Annotated in this window: 21 protein-coding genes and 3 pseudogenes; 16 read left to right on the top strand and 8 right to left on the bottom strand. The window is 60.5% G+C overall.

From position 1 onward, the window contains the following. Nucleotides 1–73: 73 nt before the first annotated feature. Nucleotides 74–343 carry a hypothetical protein gene (locus tag D882_RS0125135; protein WP_027925793.1) on the bottom strand — a complete coding sequence of 90 codons (270 nt, stop codon included), beginning with the start codon at nt 341–343 and terminating at the stop codon, nt 74–76. Nucleotides 344–501: 158 nt separating this feature from the next. On the opposite strand from D882_RS0125135, the pseudogene D882_RS1000000133285 reads away from it, so the two are divergent. Together D882_RS1000000133285 and D882_RS1000000132750 are read left to right on the top strand one after the other, a co-directional pair. After that, nucleotides 502–633 (top strand): annotated as a pseudogene (locus tag D882_RS1000000133285) (hypothetical protein); the annotation flags it as partial. Further along, nucleotides 600–743: pseudogene (locus D882_RS1000000132750) on the top strand (sigma-54-dependent Fis family transcriptional regulator); the annotation flags it as partial. The pseudogenes D882_RS1000000133285 and D882_RS1000000132750, both read left to right, overlap by 34 nt. On the opposite strand, the gene D882_RS0125125 reads toward D882_RS1000000132750, so the two are convergent. Then, nucleotides 740–1105 (bottom strand): antibiotic biosynthesis monooxygenase, encoded by a 366-nt coding sequence (locus tag D882_RS0125125; RefSeq protein WP_027925792.1) that lies wholly within the window; start codon nt 1103–1105, stop codon nt 740–742. The pseudogene D882_RS1000000132750 and the gene D882_RS0125125 sit on opposite strands and share 4 nt — an antisense overlap. A 93-nt stretch (nt 1106–1198) precedes the next feature. Here D882_RS0125125 and soxR point away from each other — a divergent pair, with 93 nt between their 5' ends. Continuing rightward, on the top strand, nt 1199–1666 hold the full coding sequence (soxR, locus tag D882_RS0125120) for a redox-sensitive transcriptional activator SoxR (protein ID WP_027925791.1): 468 nt from the start codon (nt 1199–1201) through the stop codon (nt 1664–1666). A 13-nt stretch (nt 1667–1679) separates the two neighbouring features. Here the strand turns inward: soxR and D882_RS1000000132355 are convergent. Continuing rightward, nucleotides 1680–1895: pseudogene (locus D882_RS1000000132355) on the bottom strand (MetQ/NlpA family ABC transporter substrate-binding protein); the annotation flags it as partial. Nucleotides 1896–2150: 255 nt separating this feature from the next. Here D882_RS1000000132355 and D882_RS0125115 point away from each other — a divergent pair. From D882_RS0125115 to D882_RS0125075, 9 genes are all read left to right on the top strand, one after another. After that, on the top strand, nt 2151–2609 hold the full coding sequence (locus D882_RS0125115; RefSeq protein WP_027925790.1) for a VOC family protein: 459 nt from the start codon (nt 2151–2153) through the stop codon (nt 2607–2609). Nucleotides 2610–2913: 304 nt separating this feature from the next. After that, a complete protein-coding gene (locus D882_RS0125110; protein ID WP_027925789.1) occupies nt 2914–4098 on the top strand; it encodes a PepSY domain-containing protein in 1185 nt (394 codons plus the stop codon). Next, nucleotides 4095–4637: a hypothetical protein gene (locus D882_RS0125105; protein WP_027925788.1), complete on the top strand. Its 543-nt coding sequence runs from the start codon at nt 4095–4097 to the stop codon at nt 4635–4637. Before D882_RS0125110 ends, D882_RS0125105 begins: the two co-directional genes overlap by 4 nt. Then, on the top strand, nt 4634–4963 hold the full coding sequence (locus D882_RS0125100) for a hypothetical protein (RefSeq protein WP_027925787.1): 330 nt from the start codon (nt 4634–4636) through the stop codon (nt 4961–4963). The genes D882_RS0125105 and D882_RS0125100 overlap by 4 nt, the downstream gene beginning before the upstream one ends. Beyond that, nucleotides 4960–5532 (top strand): DUF6162 family protein, encoded by a 573-nt coding sequence (locus tag D882_RS0125095; RefSeq protein WP_027925786.1) that lies wholly within the window; start codon nt 4960–4962, stop codon nt 5530–5532. The genes D882_RS0125100 and D882_RS0125095 overlap by 4 nt, the downstream gene beginning before the upstream one ends. A 35-nt stretch (nt 5533–5567) precedes the next feature. Beyond that, nucleotides 5568–6485 carry a metal ABC transporter substrate-binding protein gene (locus D882_RS0125090; protein ID WP_027925785.1) on the top strand — a complete coding sequence of 306 codons (918 nt, stop codon included), beginning with the start codon at nt 5568–5570 and terminating at the stop codon, nt 6483–6485. Then, the gene (locus D882_RS0125085; protein WP_027925784.1) at nt 6482–7228 is read left to right on the top strand and encodes a metal ABC transporter ATP-binding protein; all 747 of its coding nucleotides are present in this window, start codon (nt 6482–6484) and stop codon (nt 7226–7228) included. The genes D882_RS0125090 and D882_RS0125085 overlap by 4 nt, the downstream gene beginning before the upstream one ends. Beyond that, the gene (locus D882_RS0125080) at nt 7225–8124 is read left to right on the top strand and encodes a metal ABC transporter permease (protein ID WP_027925783.1); all 900 of its coding nucleotides are present in this window, start codon (nt 7225–7227) and stop codon (nt 8122–8124) included. The genes D882_RS0125085 and D882_RS0125080 overlap by 4 nt, the downstream gene beginning before the upstream one ends. Continuing rightward, nucleotides 8125–9027, top strand: a complete 903-nt coding sequence (locus D882_RS0125075) for a metal ABC transporter solute-binding protein, Zn/Mn family (protein WP_027925782.1) — start codon at nt 8125–8127, stop codon at nt 9025–9027. Between the two features lie 182 nt (nt 9028–9209). Here the strand turns inward: D882_RS0125075 and D882_RS0125070 are convergent, their stop codons facing one another. From D882_RS0125070 to D882_RS0125050, 5 genes are all read right to left on the bottom strand, one after another. Continuing rightward, complete coding sequence (locus tag D882_RS0125070; protein ID WP_027925781.1) at nt 9210–9437, bottom strand: MbtH family protein; 228 nt, start codon at nt 9435–9437, stop codon at nt 9210–9212. 82 nt (nt 9438–9519) lie between these two features. After that, nucleotides 9520–10932: an aspartate aminotransferase family protein gene (locus tag D882_RS0125065; protein WP_027925780.1), complete on the bottom strand. Its 1413-nt coding sequence runs from the start codon at nt 10930–10932 to the stop codon at nt 9520–9522. A 56-nt stretch (nt 10933–10988) separates the two neighbouring features. Continuing rightward, nucleotides 10989–11471 (bottom strand): GNAT family N-acetyltransferase, encoded by a 483-nt coding sequence (locus D882_RS0125060; protein WP_027925779.1) that lies wholly within the window; start codon nt 11469–11471, stop codon nt 10989–10991. 215 nt (nt 11472–11686) lie between these two features. Beyond that, complete coding sequence (locus D882_RS0125055; RefSeq protein ID WP_027925778.1) at nt 11687–13012, bottom strand: ATP-binding protein; 1326 nt, start codon at nt 13010–13012, stop codon at nt 11687–11689. Further along, nucleotides 13009–13689, bottom strand: a complete 681-nt coding sequence (locus D882_RS0125050; RefSeq protein WP_027925777.1) for a response regulator — start codon at nt 13687–13689, stop codon at nt 13009–13011. The genes D882_RS0125055 and D882_RS0125050 overlap by 4 nt, the downstream gene beginning before the upstream one ends. Before the next feature lie 298 nt (nt 13690–13987). Here D882_RS0125050 and D882_RS0125045 point away from each other — a divergent pair, with 298 nt between their 5' ends. The 4 genes from D882_RS0125045 to dsbG all read left to right on the top strand — a co-directional run bounded on the left by D882_RS0125045 (nt 13988) and on the right by dsbG (nt 18234). Continuing rightward, the gene (locus tag D882_RS0125045) at nt 13988–14764 is read left to right on the top strand and encodes a hypothetical protein (RefSeq protein WP_027925776.1); all 777 of its coding nucleotides are present in this window, start codon (nt 13988–13990) and stop codon (nt 14762–14764) included. Nucleotides 14765–14885: 121 nt separating this feature from the next. Continuing rightward, complete coding sequence (gene dsbD / locus D882_RS0125040; RefSeq protein ID WP_027925775.1) at nt 14886–16622, top strand: protein-disulfide reductase DsbD; 1737 nt, start codon at nt 14886–14888, stop codon at nt 16620–16622. Then, entirely contained in the window at nt 16622–17488 is an 867-nt protein-coding gene (locus D882_RS0125035) for a TlpA disulfide reductase family protein (protein WP_027925774.1), read from the top strand. Before dsbD ends, D882_RS0125035 begins: the two co-directional genes overlap by 1 nt. Then, nucleotides 17464–18234 carry a thiol:disulfide interchange protein DsbG gene (gene dsbG, locus D882_RS0125030; protein WP_027925773.1) on the top strand — a complete coding sequence of 257 codons (771 nt, stop codon included), beginning with the start codon at nt 17464–17466 and terminating at the stop codon, nt 18232–18234. Before D882_RS0125035 ends, dsbG begins: the two co-directional genes overlap by 25 nt. Nucleotides 18235–18293: the final 59 nt, after the last annotated feature.

Genomic DNA, 18293 nt, shown 5'->3' with positions numbered 1-18293 from the left:
TTAAGACCCTATCGCACGCCTTGCCGGAAACCCATGGACAGTTACGTGAAACTTCGAGCAGTACAGTTTTCGATCAGCTTGGACGACCATGAAGCTGTACAGCACGTTCGGCGTTCATCTCGCCCTGTTTATCGAAGCTGAACGACTTTTGCGGTTGACCGAGCAAGGCGGCTTTCTTCGCGTGGTATTCCTCGAAGGACAGGCCACGACGATTCAAATCCTCTAGCGCCAATTCCTTTGATTCCTCGGCGGTGTACGGCCGCAATTCCGGTGAAACATGACTGGCACATCCGGCAAGCACAGAGACCGCGAGCAGCAGAAAAGTGGCGATTAGAGGTTTCATTTTTGGCGTCCTGCATCTGGGTTCGGGGGAATGAACACAGGCTACTCGCGCGGCTTGGCGGGCAGAAATCAACGCTCTCAATAGTGGCTATCGACTTTGGTAAACACTCTCCAGGTACGCCAAAACATATTCATTAACGAACTATAAATATTTATTTTTTGCCGATTGGCGTCTACGCCACCGAAGCCGATTTCTCCAACTACCAAATAACCGGTGAGCCCTTGAAGGCCTGCATTCGTCTTGTTGCAGAAAGCGCAATCAGGTGCACACCGCTGCCCTGCTGGGCCTGAGCCGAAACGTGACGCGCACGCGGCTGATCAAGATCGGCGAACTGGCCGTGAACAAACGCCGGGTGATGGAGAATGTCCAGGGCGAGCGGGTGATGCAGTTGTCGATTTAACCCACCAGGCGGCAGTGCAGCGCGTTGTCGTGGCTGAGCGCCAGGCTGTGCAGCACCTGGAACGAGCCGAACGTCACGGTCTTCGCCTGATGCGCGCGGATCAGCTGCCAGAAATCCTGCTCGCCGCTTTCGAAACTGCGAAAGGCCGCCTCTCCCGCCGCGCGGGTTTGCCATTGCAGGTAGTTGAGCACCCGCCGGCCGTCGTCGCTGGCCTGGATGCTGGCACTCAGAAAACCACTGAAATCCCGGGCCAGACGCTCGGTCTGCCGGGACAACGCCGACACCAGTGCAGGCTGCTGATGCGGCTCGATCTCGAACTCGATCAGTTGGGTGAAGCTGCGATTGTTCTCTGACGATTGCATGAATAGTCCCCCTCACGTGTCAGGCGGATCTTGCGATCCGAAGGCCTGCAGGGTAAAACCTCGAGTTAACTAAAGGTCAAGCAGGATTTTTAAATGATCACCCCGGACACTCTGCACAAGGAACTCACCGTCGGCCAATTGGCCGCCCGCAGCGGTGTGGCGGTCACGGCGCTGCACTTTTATGAATCGAAGGGGCTGATCAACAGCACGCGCAATCAGGGCAACCAGCGGCGCTATCCACGGGAAGTGTTGCGGCGGGTGGCGCTAATCAAAGTCGCGCAGCGCCTGGGGATTCCGTTGGCGGAGATCGGTGAAGCGTTGAAATCGCTACCGGATAACCGCGCACCGACGGCGGCGGACTGGAAGGTGTTGTCGGCGCAATGGAGTCAGGACCTGGATGAACGGATCAATCAGCTGACGTTGCTGCGCGACAAGCTCAATGGCTGCATCGGGTGTGGGTGTTTGTCGATGGAGGCGTGTCCGTTGCGTAATTTTGGCGATGCGCTGGGGGAACAGGGGCCGGGAGCGCAGCTGCTGGAATTGGGGACAGGTCCGAAATAGCGACGCGGCTATCGCGGGTCAGGATGAACTGCCGATCCTCATCCGAATTCAACGCCTTGGCCAGTTTCTGCAAGGCCGGATCATTGATGTTGTCCGGCCGCGCCGCCAGAAATTCGATGTACAGGCTCCTGCCCTTCTCGACAATCAACGCGCTGTTGGTGTCGATCCCCGCTTCCAGCGCGTCGTTGGCAATGACAAACGCCAGGTTGACCTGACTCACCGAGCGCGAGTTCTCTACAACTGTATTTAACAGAGCCATTGCAGCTTCTGTGCCGAGCCCCCCTGCTTTCGGGGGGGGGGTGACGGGAATTTATCAGCGTTTCTGATGATGCAGCCGAGCAATCTGCTGCCGCGCTGTTGCTGGCTGAACAGTGTGGCTGCTCGTCGGGTGCTCGGCTGGCAACACGACGCTGACCTATATTTATTCGGCCGGAAATCGGCGCAGGACACTTTCCACCCACAACAACAAACAGGGAGATTCATCATGAGCGTCAAACCCATTCCAGAGGGTTATCACAGCATCACCCCGTATCTGGGCATTCAAAAAGCGGCCGAAGCGATCGAGTTCTACAAGAAGGCCTTTGGCGCCATCGAAGTCATGCGCCTGGCCATGCCCGATGGCGGCATTGGTCACGCCGAACTGAGGATCGGCGACTGCCCGATCATGCTCGGCACGCCATGTGATCAGGGGCCGTTGAGCAACCCGGACAAGTCGCCGTCAGTGGGTCTGCATCTGTATGTGACGGATGTGGACAAGTCCTATAAACAGGCGATTGATGCGGGTGGCACGGTGGTGTCCGAGGTTAAGGATCAGTTTTATGGCGACCGCTCCGGGACGTTGAAAGATCCGTATGGGCATTTGTGGTTTTTGGCCACGCGCAAGGAAAACCTGACTCAAGCGCAGATTGAGCAGCGGGCGAAGGAGATGTTTCAGCAGGGTTGAGAGCTTTGTCGCCTGATCGGGCCCCATCGCGAGCAAGCTCGCTCCCACAGGTACAGCGGTGATCCTGTGGGAGCGCGCTTGCTCGCGATGGGGCCATCCCCAACATCGCAAATCCCCCCGGTAACAACTTCTCGCCAATAAGAAACATTTACTTTCATCTCCCCCTTCGGGATTTCTGTTCCTCATCCGTCTTATAGAGATGCAGTCGGCGTGCGCCCGCAACAGCCATCGCTGGCCTTTTCATGGACCTCATCGCTGGGAAGCCCGCAGCAGAGGTTCTCTCATCGATACAAGACCTTTAATCATGTCGAAGAAATCCCGTTCCAAACTCTGGTTTCTGGTCCACAGCTGGCTGGCATTACCGATCTGGTTTTTCGTGCTGATTGTCTGTGTCACCGGCACATTGGCGGTGATCAGTCAGGAAATCGTCTGGCTGGCCAACCCGCAAATGCGCGCCAGCCAGCCGTCGGACGATGCGCCGTTACTCAGCTATGACCAGATCATCGCGGCAATCAAACAGGCCGAACCGGACACGCTGGTCGAATCCATCAGCCGCCCCGATGAATCCCACTTCGCCCTCGACGTCAGCGTCAGCTACCCCGACGGCCGCTCGGTGACCGTGTACGTCAACCCGTACAGCGGCGTTATTCAGGGCACCGCCCCGGCCTTCGATTTCAAGGCGTTTACCCGCGCGTTGCACGGCTGGTGGCTGGTGCCGTTCACCAATGGCTACAGCTGGGGCTGGTACCTGGTGTCCTTCTTGAGCCTGCCGCTGCTGGCCTCGCTGGTCACCGGGCTGGTGGTCTACAAAAAGTTCTGGAAGGGCTTCTTCCGGCCGACCCTGCGCATTCGTCATGGCGCGCGGATTTTCTGGGGCGACTTTCATCGCCTCAGTGGCATCTGGTCGATCTGGTTTATTGCGGTGATTTCCATCACCAGCACTTGGTTCCTGATTCAGGCGTTCATGTTCGATAACCAGGTCTCGATTTCCACCGCGCCGGTGGCCCTGGTGGTGCCGCGTGAAAGCGTACCGGTGAGCAGCGATGGCTCCCCTGCACCGACGATCAGCCTCGAAACCGCGATTGCCCAGGCCAAGGAACGCATTCCCGGCCTGGAAGACAGCTTCGTCAGCCTGCCCGCCAATGCCTACAGCTACTTGTCGGTGGGTGGACGCAGTTGGTATCCGCTGATGTACCAGACGGCCGATATCAACCCATACACCGGCGACGTCGCCGCCACGCGCTTGCTGTCGGACCGCAGCGGCCTGGAGCTGGTGACCGAGTCCATGCGCCCCTTGCACACCGGTGATTTCGGCGGGATCTGGATCAAGCTGATCTGGTTCTTCTTCGGTTTGATCCTGAGCATGATGGTCCTCAGCGGCCTGCTGATCTGGACCAAACGCACCGCCCTCGCCACCGCCACCGCCAACGCTCTCAAGCGCAGCCACAAACAGCCACGGGTGCAAGCCGCGACGGAGGTCAGCCAATGAACGCGCACGCCAAGCAAACACCGGACTCGACCCTGCGCCGCTTCTGGCTCAAATGGCGCTTCCATATCAACGTTCTGCTGTTGTTGGTGCCACTGGGGTTCATGCCCAAATACTTCGCTGACGAGGCGCTGTTTCGCGGAGATACCGGGCTCGGTGAGCGGGAGATAGGGGAAATCCAGGTCGGCCCGTGGAGCCTGCGCCTGGCCGAACTGCGCAATGAAGCCCCGACGCTCGACGGACCCGCCGGCCACATGAAGAACTTCACCGCCGCACTGTGCGACAGCTGCCGCGATCAGGTCAAGGCGACTTACCTGCGCATCGGCAAACCGCGCAGCCTGCGGGCCGCCGGGGTGATTTTCTTCGGCACGCCGCATCGCATGGGCGCCATGGTGCCGATCCCGGAAAAGACCAAGGCTGACGCCGAGCTGTGGATCACCATGGAAGGCTGGGACGGCGCGATGCACCAGGCCGCCCTCCCCCTGAGCCAGGCATCGCCGGCCACCGTCGCGTGGCTGAACCAACAAGGAGGCAAACCATGATCAGCATTTTTCGCCCACTTCAAACTGTGTTGCTGGTGCTCTGCGCCGGATTCAGTGCCAGCGCGCTGGCGCACAACCCGATGTGCGAATGCAAAGCCGTCGATGCCGAACAGATCAAATGCACCGGCGGCTTCTCCGACGGCAGCGGCGCACCGGGCGTGACCCTGGACGTGATCGGCTACGACGAAACCATTCTGGTGCCGGGCAAGCTCGGCGCCGATTCCACGCTGACCTTCAAGAAACCCGGCGCGGAATTTTATGTGCTGTTCGACGCCGGTCCCGGCCACGTCGTCGAGATCGACCAAGCGGACATCGAAACCCCATGAGTACGCCCACCACATACGTCGTCCGTCCGGCTGGTGCCGGCCATGAAACCCTTTATGTGCTGCTGTTGTGCCTGATGATTCTGGCGGTGGCCGGCTCGGTGGTTGCCTGGCGCCACGAGTCCCAGGCCGTGAGCAGCGTCGGCAGCCATCAACTGGATGCCCGCCGCGACTTGAGCGCGTCCGAGCAAGGGATCTACGCCGACCTGCGGGTAACGCTGGACGAGATTCACCTGCTGCAACAGGAACAGCAAACCCTGCCAACACCTGAAGCCCTCGCCGAGGAAGGTTTTGCACCCTTCGCCCAAGACGCCAGCTCCGTCAGTCGTGGCGCCCATCAATGGCAATTGCTCGACGCCAAGGCGTACTTCGGCCAGAGCCAGGCACCCGCCGTGGCCGGTTCGTTTTTGATGCGCCTGACCGCTGGCGACGAGGCACCGGACATCTGGCTCCACCGCGCCACCGACCTCCAAGCCCCGACCGACCTGACGGACGCCGCCCTCGAAAGCACCGGCTGGCAACTGATCGTCGCGCAATTCGATGCCGGCGTGACCCGCCAGCATCGGCACTGACCCCTCGCCTTCAACCGAGAGAAGACCGCTTCCCCATGCCTATTTCATCTTTCCTGCGCCTGCTATCGGTCGGCTTGCTGGCCTGCCTGCTGACTCCTCTGGCCCATGCCGACGACGCCAAACGCCTGCGCATCGGCATCACCCTGCACCCTTATTACAGCTACGTCGCCAACATCGTCGGCGACAAGGCTGATGTGGTGCCGCTGATTCCGGCCGGTTTCAATCCGCACGCCTACGAGCCCCGCGCCGAGGACATCAAGCGCATCAGCGGACTGGACGTGATCGTGCTCAATGGCGTCGGTCATGACGACTTCGCCGACCGCATGATTGCCGCCAGCGAAACCCCGAACATCACGGTGATCGAAGCCAACGAAAACGTGCCGCTGCTGGCCGCCACTGGCGTCGCCGCACGCGGTGCGGGCAAGGTGGTCAACCCGCACACGTTCCTGTCGATCAGCGCCTCGATTGCCCAGGTCAACAACATCGCCCGGGAACTGGGCAAGCTTGATCCGGCCAACGCCAAGACCTATACGCAAAACGCCCGCGCCTACGGCAAACGTCTGCGGCAGATGCGCGCCGACGCCTTGGCGAAGCTGACCCAGGCACCCAACGCCGCACTTCGCGTGGCCACCGTTCACGCGGCTTACGATTACCTGCTGCGTGAATTCGGCCTCGAAGTCACTGCGGTGGTTGAACCTGCGCACGGCATAGAACCGAGCCCGAGTCAGTTGAAAAAGACCATCGACCAACTGCGTGAACTGGACGTGAAAGTGATCTTCTCGGAGATGGATTTCCCCTCCACTTACGTCGACACCATCCAGCGTGAATCCGGGGTGAAGCTGTACCCGCTGTCGCACATTTCCTATGGCGAATACACCGCCGACAAGTACGAAAAGGAAATGACCGGCAACCTCAACACTGTGGTCCGGGCGATACAGGAGTCGGGTCAATGACTGCTCAAGAAAACCTCTCGGCCCAAACCAGCGGCCCGACCTTGGACTTCAGCGATGTCAGCCTGACCCTCGGGCATACAACGATCCTCGACAACGTGACCTTTCAGGTTTCCCCCGGCAGTGTGCACGCGCTGGTCGGCCCCAACGGCGGTGGCAAGAGTTCGCTGATCAAGACCCTGCTCGGACAGATGCCGCATCAGGGGAAGCTGAGCCTGCAATGGCCGGACATACCCGGGACCATCGGCTACGTGCCGCAAGCCCTGGAGTTTGATCGCGGCCTGCCCATGACCGTCGACGATTTCATGGCCGCCATGTGCCAGCGCCGCCCGGCGTTCCTCGGTTTGAGCAAACACTACGCCGCCGCGATCGGTGAAGCGCTGGAACGGGTCGGCATGCAGGACAAACGCAAACGGCGCATGGGCGCATTGTCCGGCGGTGAGCGTCAACGGGTATTGCTGGCTCAAGGGCTGATCCCGGCGCCGCAACTGCTGGTGCTCGACGAACCGATGTCGGCGCTGGATGAAGCCGGTATCCGGGTGTTCGAACGGCTGCTCGGCGACTGGCGCCAAAGCGGCATCACCGTGCTGTGGATCGAGCACGATCTGGAGGCCGTCGGGCGCCTGGCGGATCGCGTCACCGGGCTCAATCGCCGGGTGTTGTTCGATGCCACGCCGAAACAGGCCCTGACCCCGGAACGTCTGCTGACTCTGTTTTCCACCCATCCACGGAGCGCTGCCAAATGAGCTACGAAGCCTTTCGCTTGATGGTTCAGGGCTGGGCGTCTTCGGGGTATCTGCCCGAGGCGCTGGCCTACGGATTTGTGGTCAACGCACTGCTCGCCGGCCTGTTGATCGGCCCGGTACTCGGTGGATTGGGCACATTGGTGGTGGTCAAGCGCTTCGCGTTTTTCTCCGAAGCGGTGGGTCATGCGGCGTTGACCGGCGTGGCCATCGGCATCCTGCTCGGCGAGCCCTACACCGGGCCTTATGGCAGCCTGTTCGGTTACTGCCTGCTGTTCGGCATTTTGCTCAATTACCTGCGCAACCGCACCGGCCTGGCGCCGGATACCTTGATCGGCGTATTCCTGTCGGTGTCGCTGGCATTGGGCGCGAGCCTGCTGCTGATTCTGGCGGGCAAGATCAACGTGCACATTCTGGAAAACGTGTTGTTCGGATCGGTGTTGACCGTCAACGGTAACGATCTGGCGGTCCTGGCCATCGTCGGTTCGCTGGTCATGGCGCTGGCCTTGCCACTGTACAACCGCATCATGCTCGCCAGTTTCAACCCGCAATTGGCGGCGGTGCGCGGGGTGGCGGTGAAGACCCTGGATTACCTGTTTGTGATTCTGGTGACGCTGATCACCGTGGCCGCGGTGAAGGTCATCGGCGCGATTCTGGTCGGCGCGCTCCTGGTGATTCCAGCCGCCGCCGCGCGCTTGCTCAGCCAGTCGCTCAAAGGCTTTTTCTGGTGTTCGGTGCTGATCGCCACGGTGAGCACGCTGTGCGGGATTCTGGCGCCGATTGTGTTCGACTTGCCCATCCCGTCCGGTGCCGCGATCATTTTGGTGGCCGGTATCGCTTTCGCCCTGTCCGCCATTGCGCGCGGTGTCGTCCCCAGCCTCAAAGGGAATCTCGGATAAATGGTTTTTTCTCTGCGTCAATTGACCCTGGCCGTGGCGCTCTGCGGGCTGGTCAACACCTCGTTTGCGGCGGACAACGCCAAACCACTGCATGTGCTGGCGTCCTTGCCAATCACTTACGGCTTGGGTGAAGTCTTGCTCAAAGGCACTGACGTCAACCTTGAACGTGCCGCACCGGCGAACCTGCCTGGCAGCCGTCAGACCGCGTACTTCACCGGCCGTGGTGCCCCGGCGCTGGCCAAACTGGCAACCCACGCCGACGCGGTGATCGGTCTGCGGTCACTGTGGGCGGATGATCCGCTGTACCCGATCTCCCGTCGCAGCAACATTCGCATTGTCGAAGTCGACGCCGCGCGCCCGGTGGACGGCGCCCTGCCCGGCATCGCCGTGCAGCCGGACAACAAGGTCGAGGGTTTGAACAGTCAGCCTTGGTTGTCCAGCAACAACATGGGGCGGATGGCGGACGTGATGGCCGCCGATCTCGTGCGCCTGGCACCAGAAGCCAAACCTGCAATCGAGGCTAACCTGGCGGCGCTGAAACAGCGCTTGCTCAAGTTCAGCGCCGACAGCGAAGCGCGGCTGGCCAGTGCTGACACTCTCAGTGTGATGAGCCTCAGTGATCACTTTGGCTATTTGATGGGCGGGCTCAATCTGGAGCTGATCGGGATCGATGCACGCCCGGATGCCGAGTGGACGCCGGAAGCGCTCAAGCGATTGGGCGCGACGTTGAAGGACAACGAGGTGGCGGTGGTGTTGCATCATCGGCAGCCTTCGGACGCGGTGAAAGCGGTGATCGCCGAGGCCGGTAGCCGGTTGGTGGTGTTGAGTGTGGATGCCGCGGATCCGGTGGCGGAGCTGGAGAGGAATGTGGACTTGGTGATCAAGGGGTTGAACGGGGTTTAAGTCAGTTGGACCGCGTTATCGTTTATCGCTGGCAAGCCAGCTCCCACAGGGATATGTGTCACACCCCGAATCCAATGTGGGAGCTGGCTTGCCAGCGATGAAGGCCTGATAAACAACACAACTTTCAGGCATGAAAAAGCCCGCTGACCTTCGCGGTTCAGCGGGCTTTTTCGTACGGTCAATCAGTGAGCCACTGCCGCCTGCTCTTCCATCTTGCGACGCAGACTCAGCGGGCGCATGTCCGTCCAGGTTTCTTCAATGTAAGCCAGGCATTCCTTTTTCAAACCGCTTTTGCCCACGGTGCGCCAGCCTTCCGGCACGGCTTTGTAGTCAGGCCAGATTGAGTATTGCTCTTCGTGGTTGACCACGACTTGAAAGAGGATGTCCTCGCGGTCGAATACTGAAGTCATGGGCGTTTCTCCATCGCTGTAGGGTGGGCTGCGCGGCGTGCGCAGCCGTTATGTAGAAAGAACGTTCAGGGCGGCAAAAAATTTAGAGACTGGCGGTGGCAGCGGTCATGGCCCGACCGAAAATCCCGGCCACCTGATCGATTTCAGCCGCCGTGATCACCAGCGGTGGCAGGAAGCGCACCACGCCGCCGTGACGGCCACCCAGCTCGAGAATCAACCCGCGCTTGAGGCATTCGCGCTGCACCAACGGCGCCAGTGCAGCCGATATCGGCGCATGACCCTGAGCGTCCGGTGCACCGGACGGGTCGACCAGCTCAACGCCGAGCATCAAGCCACGACCGCGGATGTCGCCCATGTGCGGGAAGTCCCGCTGCAGGATGCGCAGGTGTTCGCTCAAGCGCTCGCCCATCGCGGTCGCGTGCTCGCACACCTTGTGTTCGACCAGATAACGCATCACCGCGGAACCGGCGGCCATGGCCATCTGATTGCCACGGAAGGTCCCGGCATGCGCGCCCGGCAGCCAGGTGTCGAGCCAGTCGCGGTAAACCACCACTGCCAGCGGCAAGCTGCCGCCGATGGCTTTGGACATCACCACCACGTCCGGAATGATCCCGGCGTGTTCAAAGGCAAACATCTTGCCGGTGCGAGCGAAACCGCTCTGGATTTCATCGACGATCAAAGCCACGCCAGCCTTTTCGGTGATGCGGCGCACGCCGCGCAGCCAATCGAGATCCGCAGGTATTACGCCGCCTTCGCCCTGTACCACTTCCACAATCACCGCGGCCGGTAATTGCACGCCGGCCTCGGGATCATTCAGCAGGTTTTCCAGGTAGTTCAGATTGACCTGCACGCCCTGCGCCCCACCGAGGCCGAACGGGCAACGGTAATCGTAGGGATAGGGCATGAACTGCACACCGCTGCTGAGCAAAGCACCCAATGGCTTTTTCGGCCCAAGGCTGCCCATCAGGCTCAATGCGCCCTGGCTCATGCCGTGATAACCACCCTGGAACGACAACACGGTGCTGCGTCCGGTGGCGGTGCGCACCAGTTTCAGCGCGGCTTCCACCGCGTCGGTGCCGGTCGGGCCACAAAACTGGATTTTCGCCTCGGCAGCCAATGCCGGCGGCAGCAGCCCGAACAGGTCCTGCACAAACTGGTCCTTGACCGGCGTGGTCAGGTCGAGCGTGTGCAGCGGCAGTTCATCGCTCAGCACTTGCCGGATCGCTTCGATCACCACCGCATGGTTGTGCCCCAGCGCCAGCGTTCCGGCACCGGCCAGACAGTCGATGAAATGGCGCCCTTCGACGTCCTCGACATAAATGCCCTTGGCGCGTTTCAGCGCCAGGGGAATACGCCGTGGGTAGCTGCGGGCATTGGATTCCTGCTGGTTTTGACGGGCCAGCAGCGGCGATTCATTGAACTGGTACAGCGTTTCGGCAGGCGTCGGGACGATCCGGGCCGGCTGATCTTCGATAAGGCTGGTAGCGACTGACATTTCTCGACCCCTCAATAAGGTTTCCTGTTCTGGAAACGCATCAGGGGCTCAAGGATTTAGAGCGTCGACAACGCTTTGTGCATGGGAACCGCCTGAAGCCCGGCCACCGTGAAGGTTTCAGCGCAGGCCTGGTAACCCAGATGCCGGTAAAAGGCCTCGCCGGTTCGGGTGCTGTTGAGTCGTGCCTGGTGCACACCTTGCTCGATCAACCAGCCTTCAAGGTCGCGCACCAGCGCTTGCCCGACACCGCGGCGGAACCATTCCGGCTGCACGTAACAGAACGCGACCTTGCCGCTGATGCTGGCCATCGCGACGCCAACCGGTTTGTCATGCAACAGGGCGATGTTGAGGTACAACCGCGGGTCAGCCAGCCAGGGCTGGACGTGGCCGATGGTTTTGTTCTGGACCCAAGTGGCGACGGTGCGCGGGTCATTGCGGTGATCCAGTGCACACCCCACCCGAATGGAGCGCTCAAGGATACGGCTGATGATGCCCGCGTCGACGGAGGTTGCCTTGCAGATGTGAACCGATGCTTCCATGGCGCTGTTACCTCAATCCATTGAGAAAAAGCTGCCGGGGACGATAGCGCTGACGGCCGGCAAAAGGCCAATGAAGAGAAGTTACATTTGATGTGCAACACAGATCCCCTGTGGGAGCGAGCTTGCTCGCGATAGCGGTGGCACATCCAGAATTGATGTGACTGACAAATTGCTATCGCGAGCAAGCTCGCTCCCACAGGGTTTGGGGGTGTGAGTTAGATTGTTTGCAGGGGCATGGTCAGTTCAACCCGCAACCCATCCGGTCGGCTGTCGAACCGCAACGTGCAGCCGCAGCGCTGGACAATTGCCTGAACAATCGCCAGCCCCAACCCGCAACCGGTGCTCTGGCCATTGCGCCAGAAGCGTTGGGTCAGGTGCTGCAGGTCGTCTTCGGCAATCCCCGGTCCATGGTCGCGAACCAGAAAACGCGCACGATTGCCGGTGGTCTCCAGGCTCAATTCCACGGCGCCATCGCCGGGCGTATGGCGCAAGGCGTTGTCCAGCAGGTTACGTAACGCGGCAATCGACAACACGGCGGGCATTTGCACCGGCGCACTGGAGAACGTGTTCGGCATCTGCAGCTTGATGCGCTGCCGATCCCCGCTGGCGGCGTCCTGGATGGCCAGTTTCGCCACTTGTTCAGCGCTGCACTGTACGCCGTCGTCGAACGACAAACTGCCCTCGACCCGCGCCAGCAACAGCAGTTGTTCAAGAGTCCGGTGCATGCGGTCGGCGCCCTCTTCGGCGCGGGCCAGGGATTGGTCCCGCGCCGCGCCGTCGGTCATGCGCGCCACTTGCAGGTGGGTCTTGATCGCGGTCAGGGGGCTGCGCAATTCGTGCGCCGCATCGCCGGTCAGACGTCGTTCACGTTCGATGGTCTTGCCGATGCGCTGGAACAGCTGATTCTGCGTGTCCAGCAGCGGTTGCAGTTCACTAGGCAGCGGCTGTATCTGCAACGGTTCGAGGGAATCGGCGCTACGCCGCATCAGCGCATCGCGCATCCGGTTGAGCGGTGCCAGCCCTTGGCCGATGCCCAGCCACAGCAGGCACAAACAGCCGAGCAACGCCACACCCACCGGCACCGACGCGGCCAGCAGGATCGACATGTTCAGCGCCTCGCGCTCGATTTGCCGGTCGGCGGTGGTGATGCGCAGATCGCCGCGCGCCAGGGTGAAACTGCGCCACGGTGCGCCATCGATCATTTGGTCGTGAAAGCCCATTTTCTCGGCTTCCAGGGTTTGCTGCGGATCGGTGTGACTGCGGGCGAGGATTTCGCCACGCAATGAACTGACCTGACAGGCCATGCCGCCGGGGACATTCAATTGTTCAGCGCTGAAATGGGTGCCCTCGCCCTTGGTCGGCAACGCGGGCAATTGCTCCATCAGGCCGGCGACCATGCGCGCTGAAGCCACCAGTCGCTGATCGAGGGAAAACATCATTTGGTTTCGCAGGTCGCTGAGCATCCAGGCCGCCGCCAGGGCCCAGATCAAGGCAAAAGCGGCGCCGAGGGTCAGGCTCAGGCGCAAACGCAGGCTCATCACTTCGAGGGTTCTCCGCCATCAGCCGGCCCCAGGCGATAGCCCAGGCCGCGCACGGTTTCGACGATGCCGTTACCGAGTTTGCGCCGCAGGTGATGGATGTGCACGTTGAGGGCGTTGCTTTCCAGTTCGTCGTTGAAACCGTAGACGCTGTCCTTGAGTTGCTCGGTGGAGAGCACGCGCCCGCGGTTATGCAGCAAGGCTTGCAACAACGCCTGCTCGCGACGCGACAGGTCCACCGGTTGACCGCCGAGCAGGGTTTCGCGGCTGCTGGGGTCGTAGGTCAGCGCACCGTGTTCGATCAGGTTGACGCTGCGCCCCGCCACCCGGCGCAGCAACGTGTGCAGACGCGCAGCCAGTTCGCGCAGGTCGAACGGTTTGAGCAGGTAATCATCGGCGCCGGCTTGCAAGCCATCGACCCGATCCGTCACTGAATCACGCGCGGTGAGAATCAGTACCGGAATCTCCAGACCGTTGTGACGCAGTTGCTGCAACAGCTTCAGACCGTCCTCGTCGGGAAGGCCGAGGTCGAGCACCATGACATCGAATTCAGCAACCTTGAGCATCGCGCGCGCAGACGACGCGGTGGCGACGTGCTCGACGGTCAGGCCTTGCGCGGTCAGGCCGGCAACAATGCCGCTGGCGATCAGCTCATCGTCTTCGCAAACCAGTACATGCATGGGAGCTCCCGGAGCAAAAAAAACCAGTGAAGCAGCTGAGGATTAAGCCGCAATTATGGCAAGGCATGTCGCTGACGAGAAGCGACGGCTTTGGCTGGCCATCGTACCGATTTACATCAGGCCTTTTTTATAAAAACGGCAGATTTTGAAACAGACACAAACAGCCTCATAAAAGACTTAAGAGAACTGGTTGACTCACGATATTGTGAGGCGGGAATCAGGCATCGAAAAAAAACTCTTCGAAAGATATTACCCCTCTATTTAAAGCCACTTTAACTTGACTGAAAGGATTCAGATCATGCCAACACTCGAACAGTGTATTGCCGTCGATTGGCGCGCAGGAAAAGACAGAATTTATTTCTTCTTCAAAGACACCGACACTTACGCTCGCTTCAATATCGGCGACCAGGAAGTCCCTGCTGGATATCCTTCCCCTGTCAGTGGAAGTTGGGGAACATTCGATAACCACGTCAAGAACCTGCGATTTGGCTTTGCCACGACCGGGCTGACACTGGATAAGCCGATGGATACGTCTGACCTGGATATTCTGTGGTTATTCTATTATGACGGCGATACGCCCATGGTCTGCGCCTACAATCAGGACACTGATTCGGTCCTGCAAACAAGCACCGTCCGGTCCTCCAAATGGCGTCTGTTGCTGCCTTACTTTGACCGGATCGTTGCGGGGACATGGTGGCAAGTCAACCGCAGTTCATTGTTCCGATTCATCATGAATGACGGAAACTCTCTTTACCTGGACTGGGATGAGGTGCCCCGCGCCCCTCTGCGTGACTACGCAGACGATAAATATGACGACAACCTCTTTAACCCTGTTGAGACACCCATTCAAACGATAAGACTCGAGCCCATCACAGAATCCACGTGGCCAGGTCTGGCGCTTTACAAAGACCGCATTATTACAGCGGCGCAAAACGATCGAACCTTTGCCGACAACGCGCTCTATGTTTTTCTGACCGGCAATCAGTACCTGATCTATAACATCCCGCAAAACCGCCTGGTGTCCGGCCCGCACGCAGTAGACAACCAGTCCTGGCCTGGCCTGTTGCGCAGCTGATGACTTGAACAGTAGCGGCTGCCCTCTGATCAGCTCAGCGGGCAGCACCGGCGGCGGTTAATCATCGGTTAATCGCCGCCTCCCATTGTGCACCTCACTTGCACAGGGATAAGGCTTACCCATGCGTCAACTGATTCTTTTTTTTGTTCTCTTGATCTCGGGTGTGGCCCAGGCAGGGACCAATCCGTTCGATACCAAACCTGAATTCCTGCCCGTGGAAAAGGCCTTTGTCTTGACCTCCGAGCGCCTTGAATCAGGCGAAACTCAGCTCTTCTGGCAAATTACCGACGGTTATTACCTTTACCAGAAACGCCTTAAATTCGAAGCATTGCCCCCGGAGCAGCGCCCGCAGTTGCCCGAAGGCGAAGCGCACAGTGATGAATTCTTCGGCGAACAACAGGTGTATCGCCAAGGCCTTGAGCTGAAGATTCCAGCGGGCGCCACCGGTCAGATCAAGGTGGGCTTCCAGGGCTGTGCCGATGCCGGTTTGTGCTATCCACCGCAGACTCAGGTCGTGGACCTGGGCGGCAGCATTGCAGGCACAACCAACGAAGCACCGGATCAAGCCCTGGCCAGCGGCCTGCAACAACGGGCGCTGGGCTGGAGTTTGCTGGTGTTCTTCGGCCTGGGGCTGTTGTTAGCCTTTACGCCTTGCTCGTTGCCGATGCTGCCGATTCTGGCCGGGTTGATCGTCGGCAGCGGCGCCACCCCCAAACGCGGCTTTGCGCTGGCGACCAGTTACGTGGTGAGCATGGCGCTGGTGTATGCGGCGATGGGCGTGCTGGCCGCGCTGCTCGGGGCGAACCTGCAGGCGCTGTTGCAGAACCCGTGGCTGCTGGGCAGCTTCGCGGCGATATTTGTCCTGCTGGCGTTGCCGATGTTCGGTTTCTTCGAGCTGCAACTGCCGGTGGCGGTGCGGGACCGGCTGGAAAATGTATCGCGCAATCAGCGTGGCGGCAGCCTGACCGGTGCCGGTGTGCTCGGGGCCTTGTCGGGGTTGCTGGTCGGTCCGTGCATGACCGCGCCATTGGCCGGCGCCCTGCTCTACATCGCGCAAAGCGGCAATGCGCTAAATGGCGGGCTGATTCTGTTTGCCATGGGCATCGGCATCGGTGTGCCGCTGTTGTTGCTGGTGACCGTGGGCACTCGTTTCCTGCCCAAACCCGGCGCCTGGATGAACCTGCTCAAAGGCATCTTCGGCTTCCTGTTCCTCGCCACCGCGCTGCTGATGTTGCGCCCGGTGCTGGATCAATCGCTGTGGATCGGTTTGTGCGGCGCCTTGCTGCTGATCGCCGCCTACAGTGCCTGGAAACAGTCGGAAGGTTTCGGCCGCGTCGCCCATCTGTTCGGCGCCAGTGCGCTGTTGCTTGGGATGTGGGGCGGTCTGCTGATGATTGGCGCCGCCGGGGGCAGTGATGATTGGCTCAAACCGTTGCAGGTCTACAGCGCCTCAGCGTCTTCCGGTCATGCCGCTCGCCCGACCGGCCATGACGCGTTCACCACGATCAACAGTGCGCAAGCGCTGCAACAGGAACTGGACGCCGCCCAGGCCCAGGGCCAATGGGTGCTGCTGGACTACTACGCCGACTGGTGTGTGTCGTGCAAGGTCATGGAAAAGCAGGTGTTCGGCAAACCCCATGTGATGGAAGCGTTGAGCGATGTGCGCTTGCTCCGGCTGGACGTCACCGCCGACAATGCCGCCAGCCGCGAACTGCTCGGCCGTTATAAAGTGCCGGGGCCACCGAGTTTTCTGTGGATCGGCGCCGACGGCGAAGAGCGTCGCAGCCAGCGCATCACCGGCGAGGTCGATGCCGACACCTTCCTGCAACGCTGGACCACTACCCGAGACGCCCGTTGATGCTGACCTTTACCCTCGGCACCTTTGCCATCGCGCTTAACCATCTGCTGCTGATCAGTGCCTTGGCACTGGCGACATTTGTCGGCTGGCGGGTGGCCAAACGGGGTGGCGAGAACCCCGAGTCGGTGCTGTTCAGCCTGTTCCTGATGGGAATGCTGGCGGCCCGTGTCAGTTTCGTCGCCGTTTACTGGACGCACTATCGCAACGATCCGTGGCAAATCATCGACCTGCGCGACGGCGGTTTTCTCGCCTGGCCAGGGGTGATTGTGCTGCTGCTCGCCACGCTGTATCGCGGTTGGCGTCGGCCGGGGCTGCGCCGTCCTCTGGGATTCGGCGTGGGCAGCGGCCTGGCGTTCTGGCTGCTGGCGACCGTCTCCCTGAGCATTTACGAGCAAGGCACACGCCTGCCGGAAATCAGCTTGCGTAATGCCGCCGGTGAAACCGTGCAACTGGCCGATTACCAGGGGGGGCCGCTGGTGATCAACCTCTGGGCCACCTGGTGCCCGCCGTGCCGTCGAGAAATGCCGGTACTGGAAAATGCCCAGCAACACCGCCCGGACCTGACGTTCCTGTTCGTCAATCAGGCCGAAAGCATGCAAAGCGTCGCCACCTTCCTCGAAACCCAGGGCCTGAGCCTGACCAACGTGCTGTTCGATGGTGGCGGTCGTTTGGGTCAGGCCGTGGGTTCCATGGCTTTGCCGACTACGCTGTTCTATAGCAATGACGGTCGCCTGTTGGGCAGTCATTTGGGCGAGCTCTCGGAAGCCAGTCTGGCCCGCGCCCTGGAAAACTTCGACAGTCCTTCTTCTGCCGCACCGTCCACTTCTCCAAGGAAACTGCCATGCCCCGCCTCCGCCACCTGCTGACGCTGACCCTCGGCGCCACCCTGCTGCACCTGCCGTCGGTGCAGGCCGCCGAAGAACTGCCCGAAGCGATCAAGAAGATCGAAGCCAAGGGTGCGAAAATCGTCGGCCAGTTCGATGCCCCCGACGGCTTGCGCGGTTACGCGGCGCAATACCAGAACCGTGGCATGGCGCTGTACCTGACCCCGGATGGCAAGCATGTGTTGCTCGGCAACCTCTACGATGCCGAGGGCAATGACCTGTCCGCGGCGCCGTTGCAGAAACTGGTCTACGCGCCAATGTCCAAGGAAGTCTGGGGCAAGATGGAAGCCAGTAACTGGATCGGCGATGGCAAAAAAGATGCCCCGCGTGTCGTGTACCTGTTCAGCGATCCGAACTGCCCTTACTGCAACCTGTTCTGGGAACAGGCGCGGCCATGGGTGAAATCCGGCAAGGTGCAATTGCGCCACATCATGGTCGGGATCATTCGCGAAGACAGCCCGGGCAAATCGGCGGCATTGCTGGCGGCCAAGGACCCGAGCAAAGCGCTGGAAGAGCACGAAAAGGCTGGCAAGGAGAGTTCGCTCAAGGCGCTGAAGGAAGTGCCGCCGGCGATTCAGCTGAAACTGGCGGCGAACATGCAATTGATGGAGGACCTGGAGTTGCAGGCGACGCCGGCGATTTTCTATATGGATGACAAGGGTGAGCTGCAACAGCAGCAAGGCGCGCCTTCGCCGGACAAGTTGGCTAAAATTTTGGGACCTAAGTAGAACTTATCGACACCATCGCGAGCAGGCTCGCTCCAACAGGGGAATGCGATCAACTGTGG

This window comes from Pseudomonas sp. URMO17WK12:I12, assembly GCF_000514395.1.
GTDB lineage: Bacteria > Pseudomonadota > Gammaproteobacteria > Pseudomonadales > Pseudomonadaceae > Aquipseudomonas > Aquipseudomonas mucoides.
The sequence above is the reverse complement of the archived record's forward strand: the minus strand, read 5'-3'. Positions and strand labels throughout refer to the sequence as shown.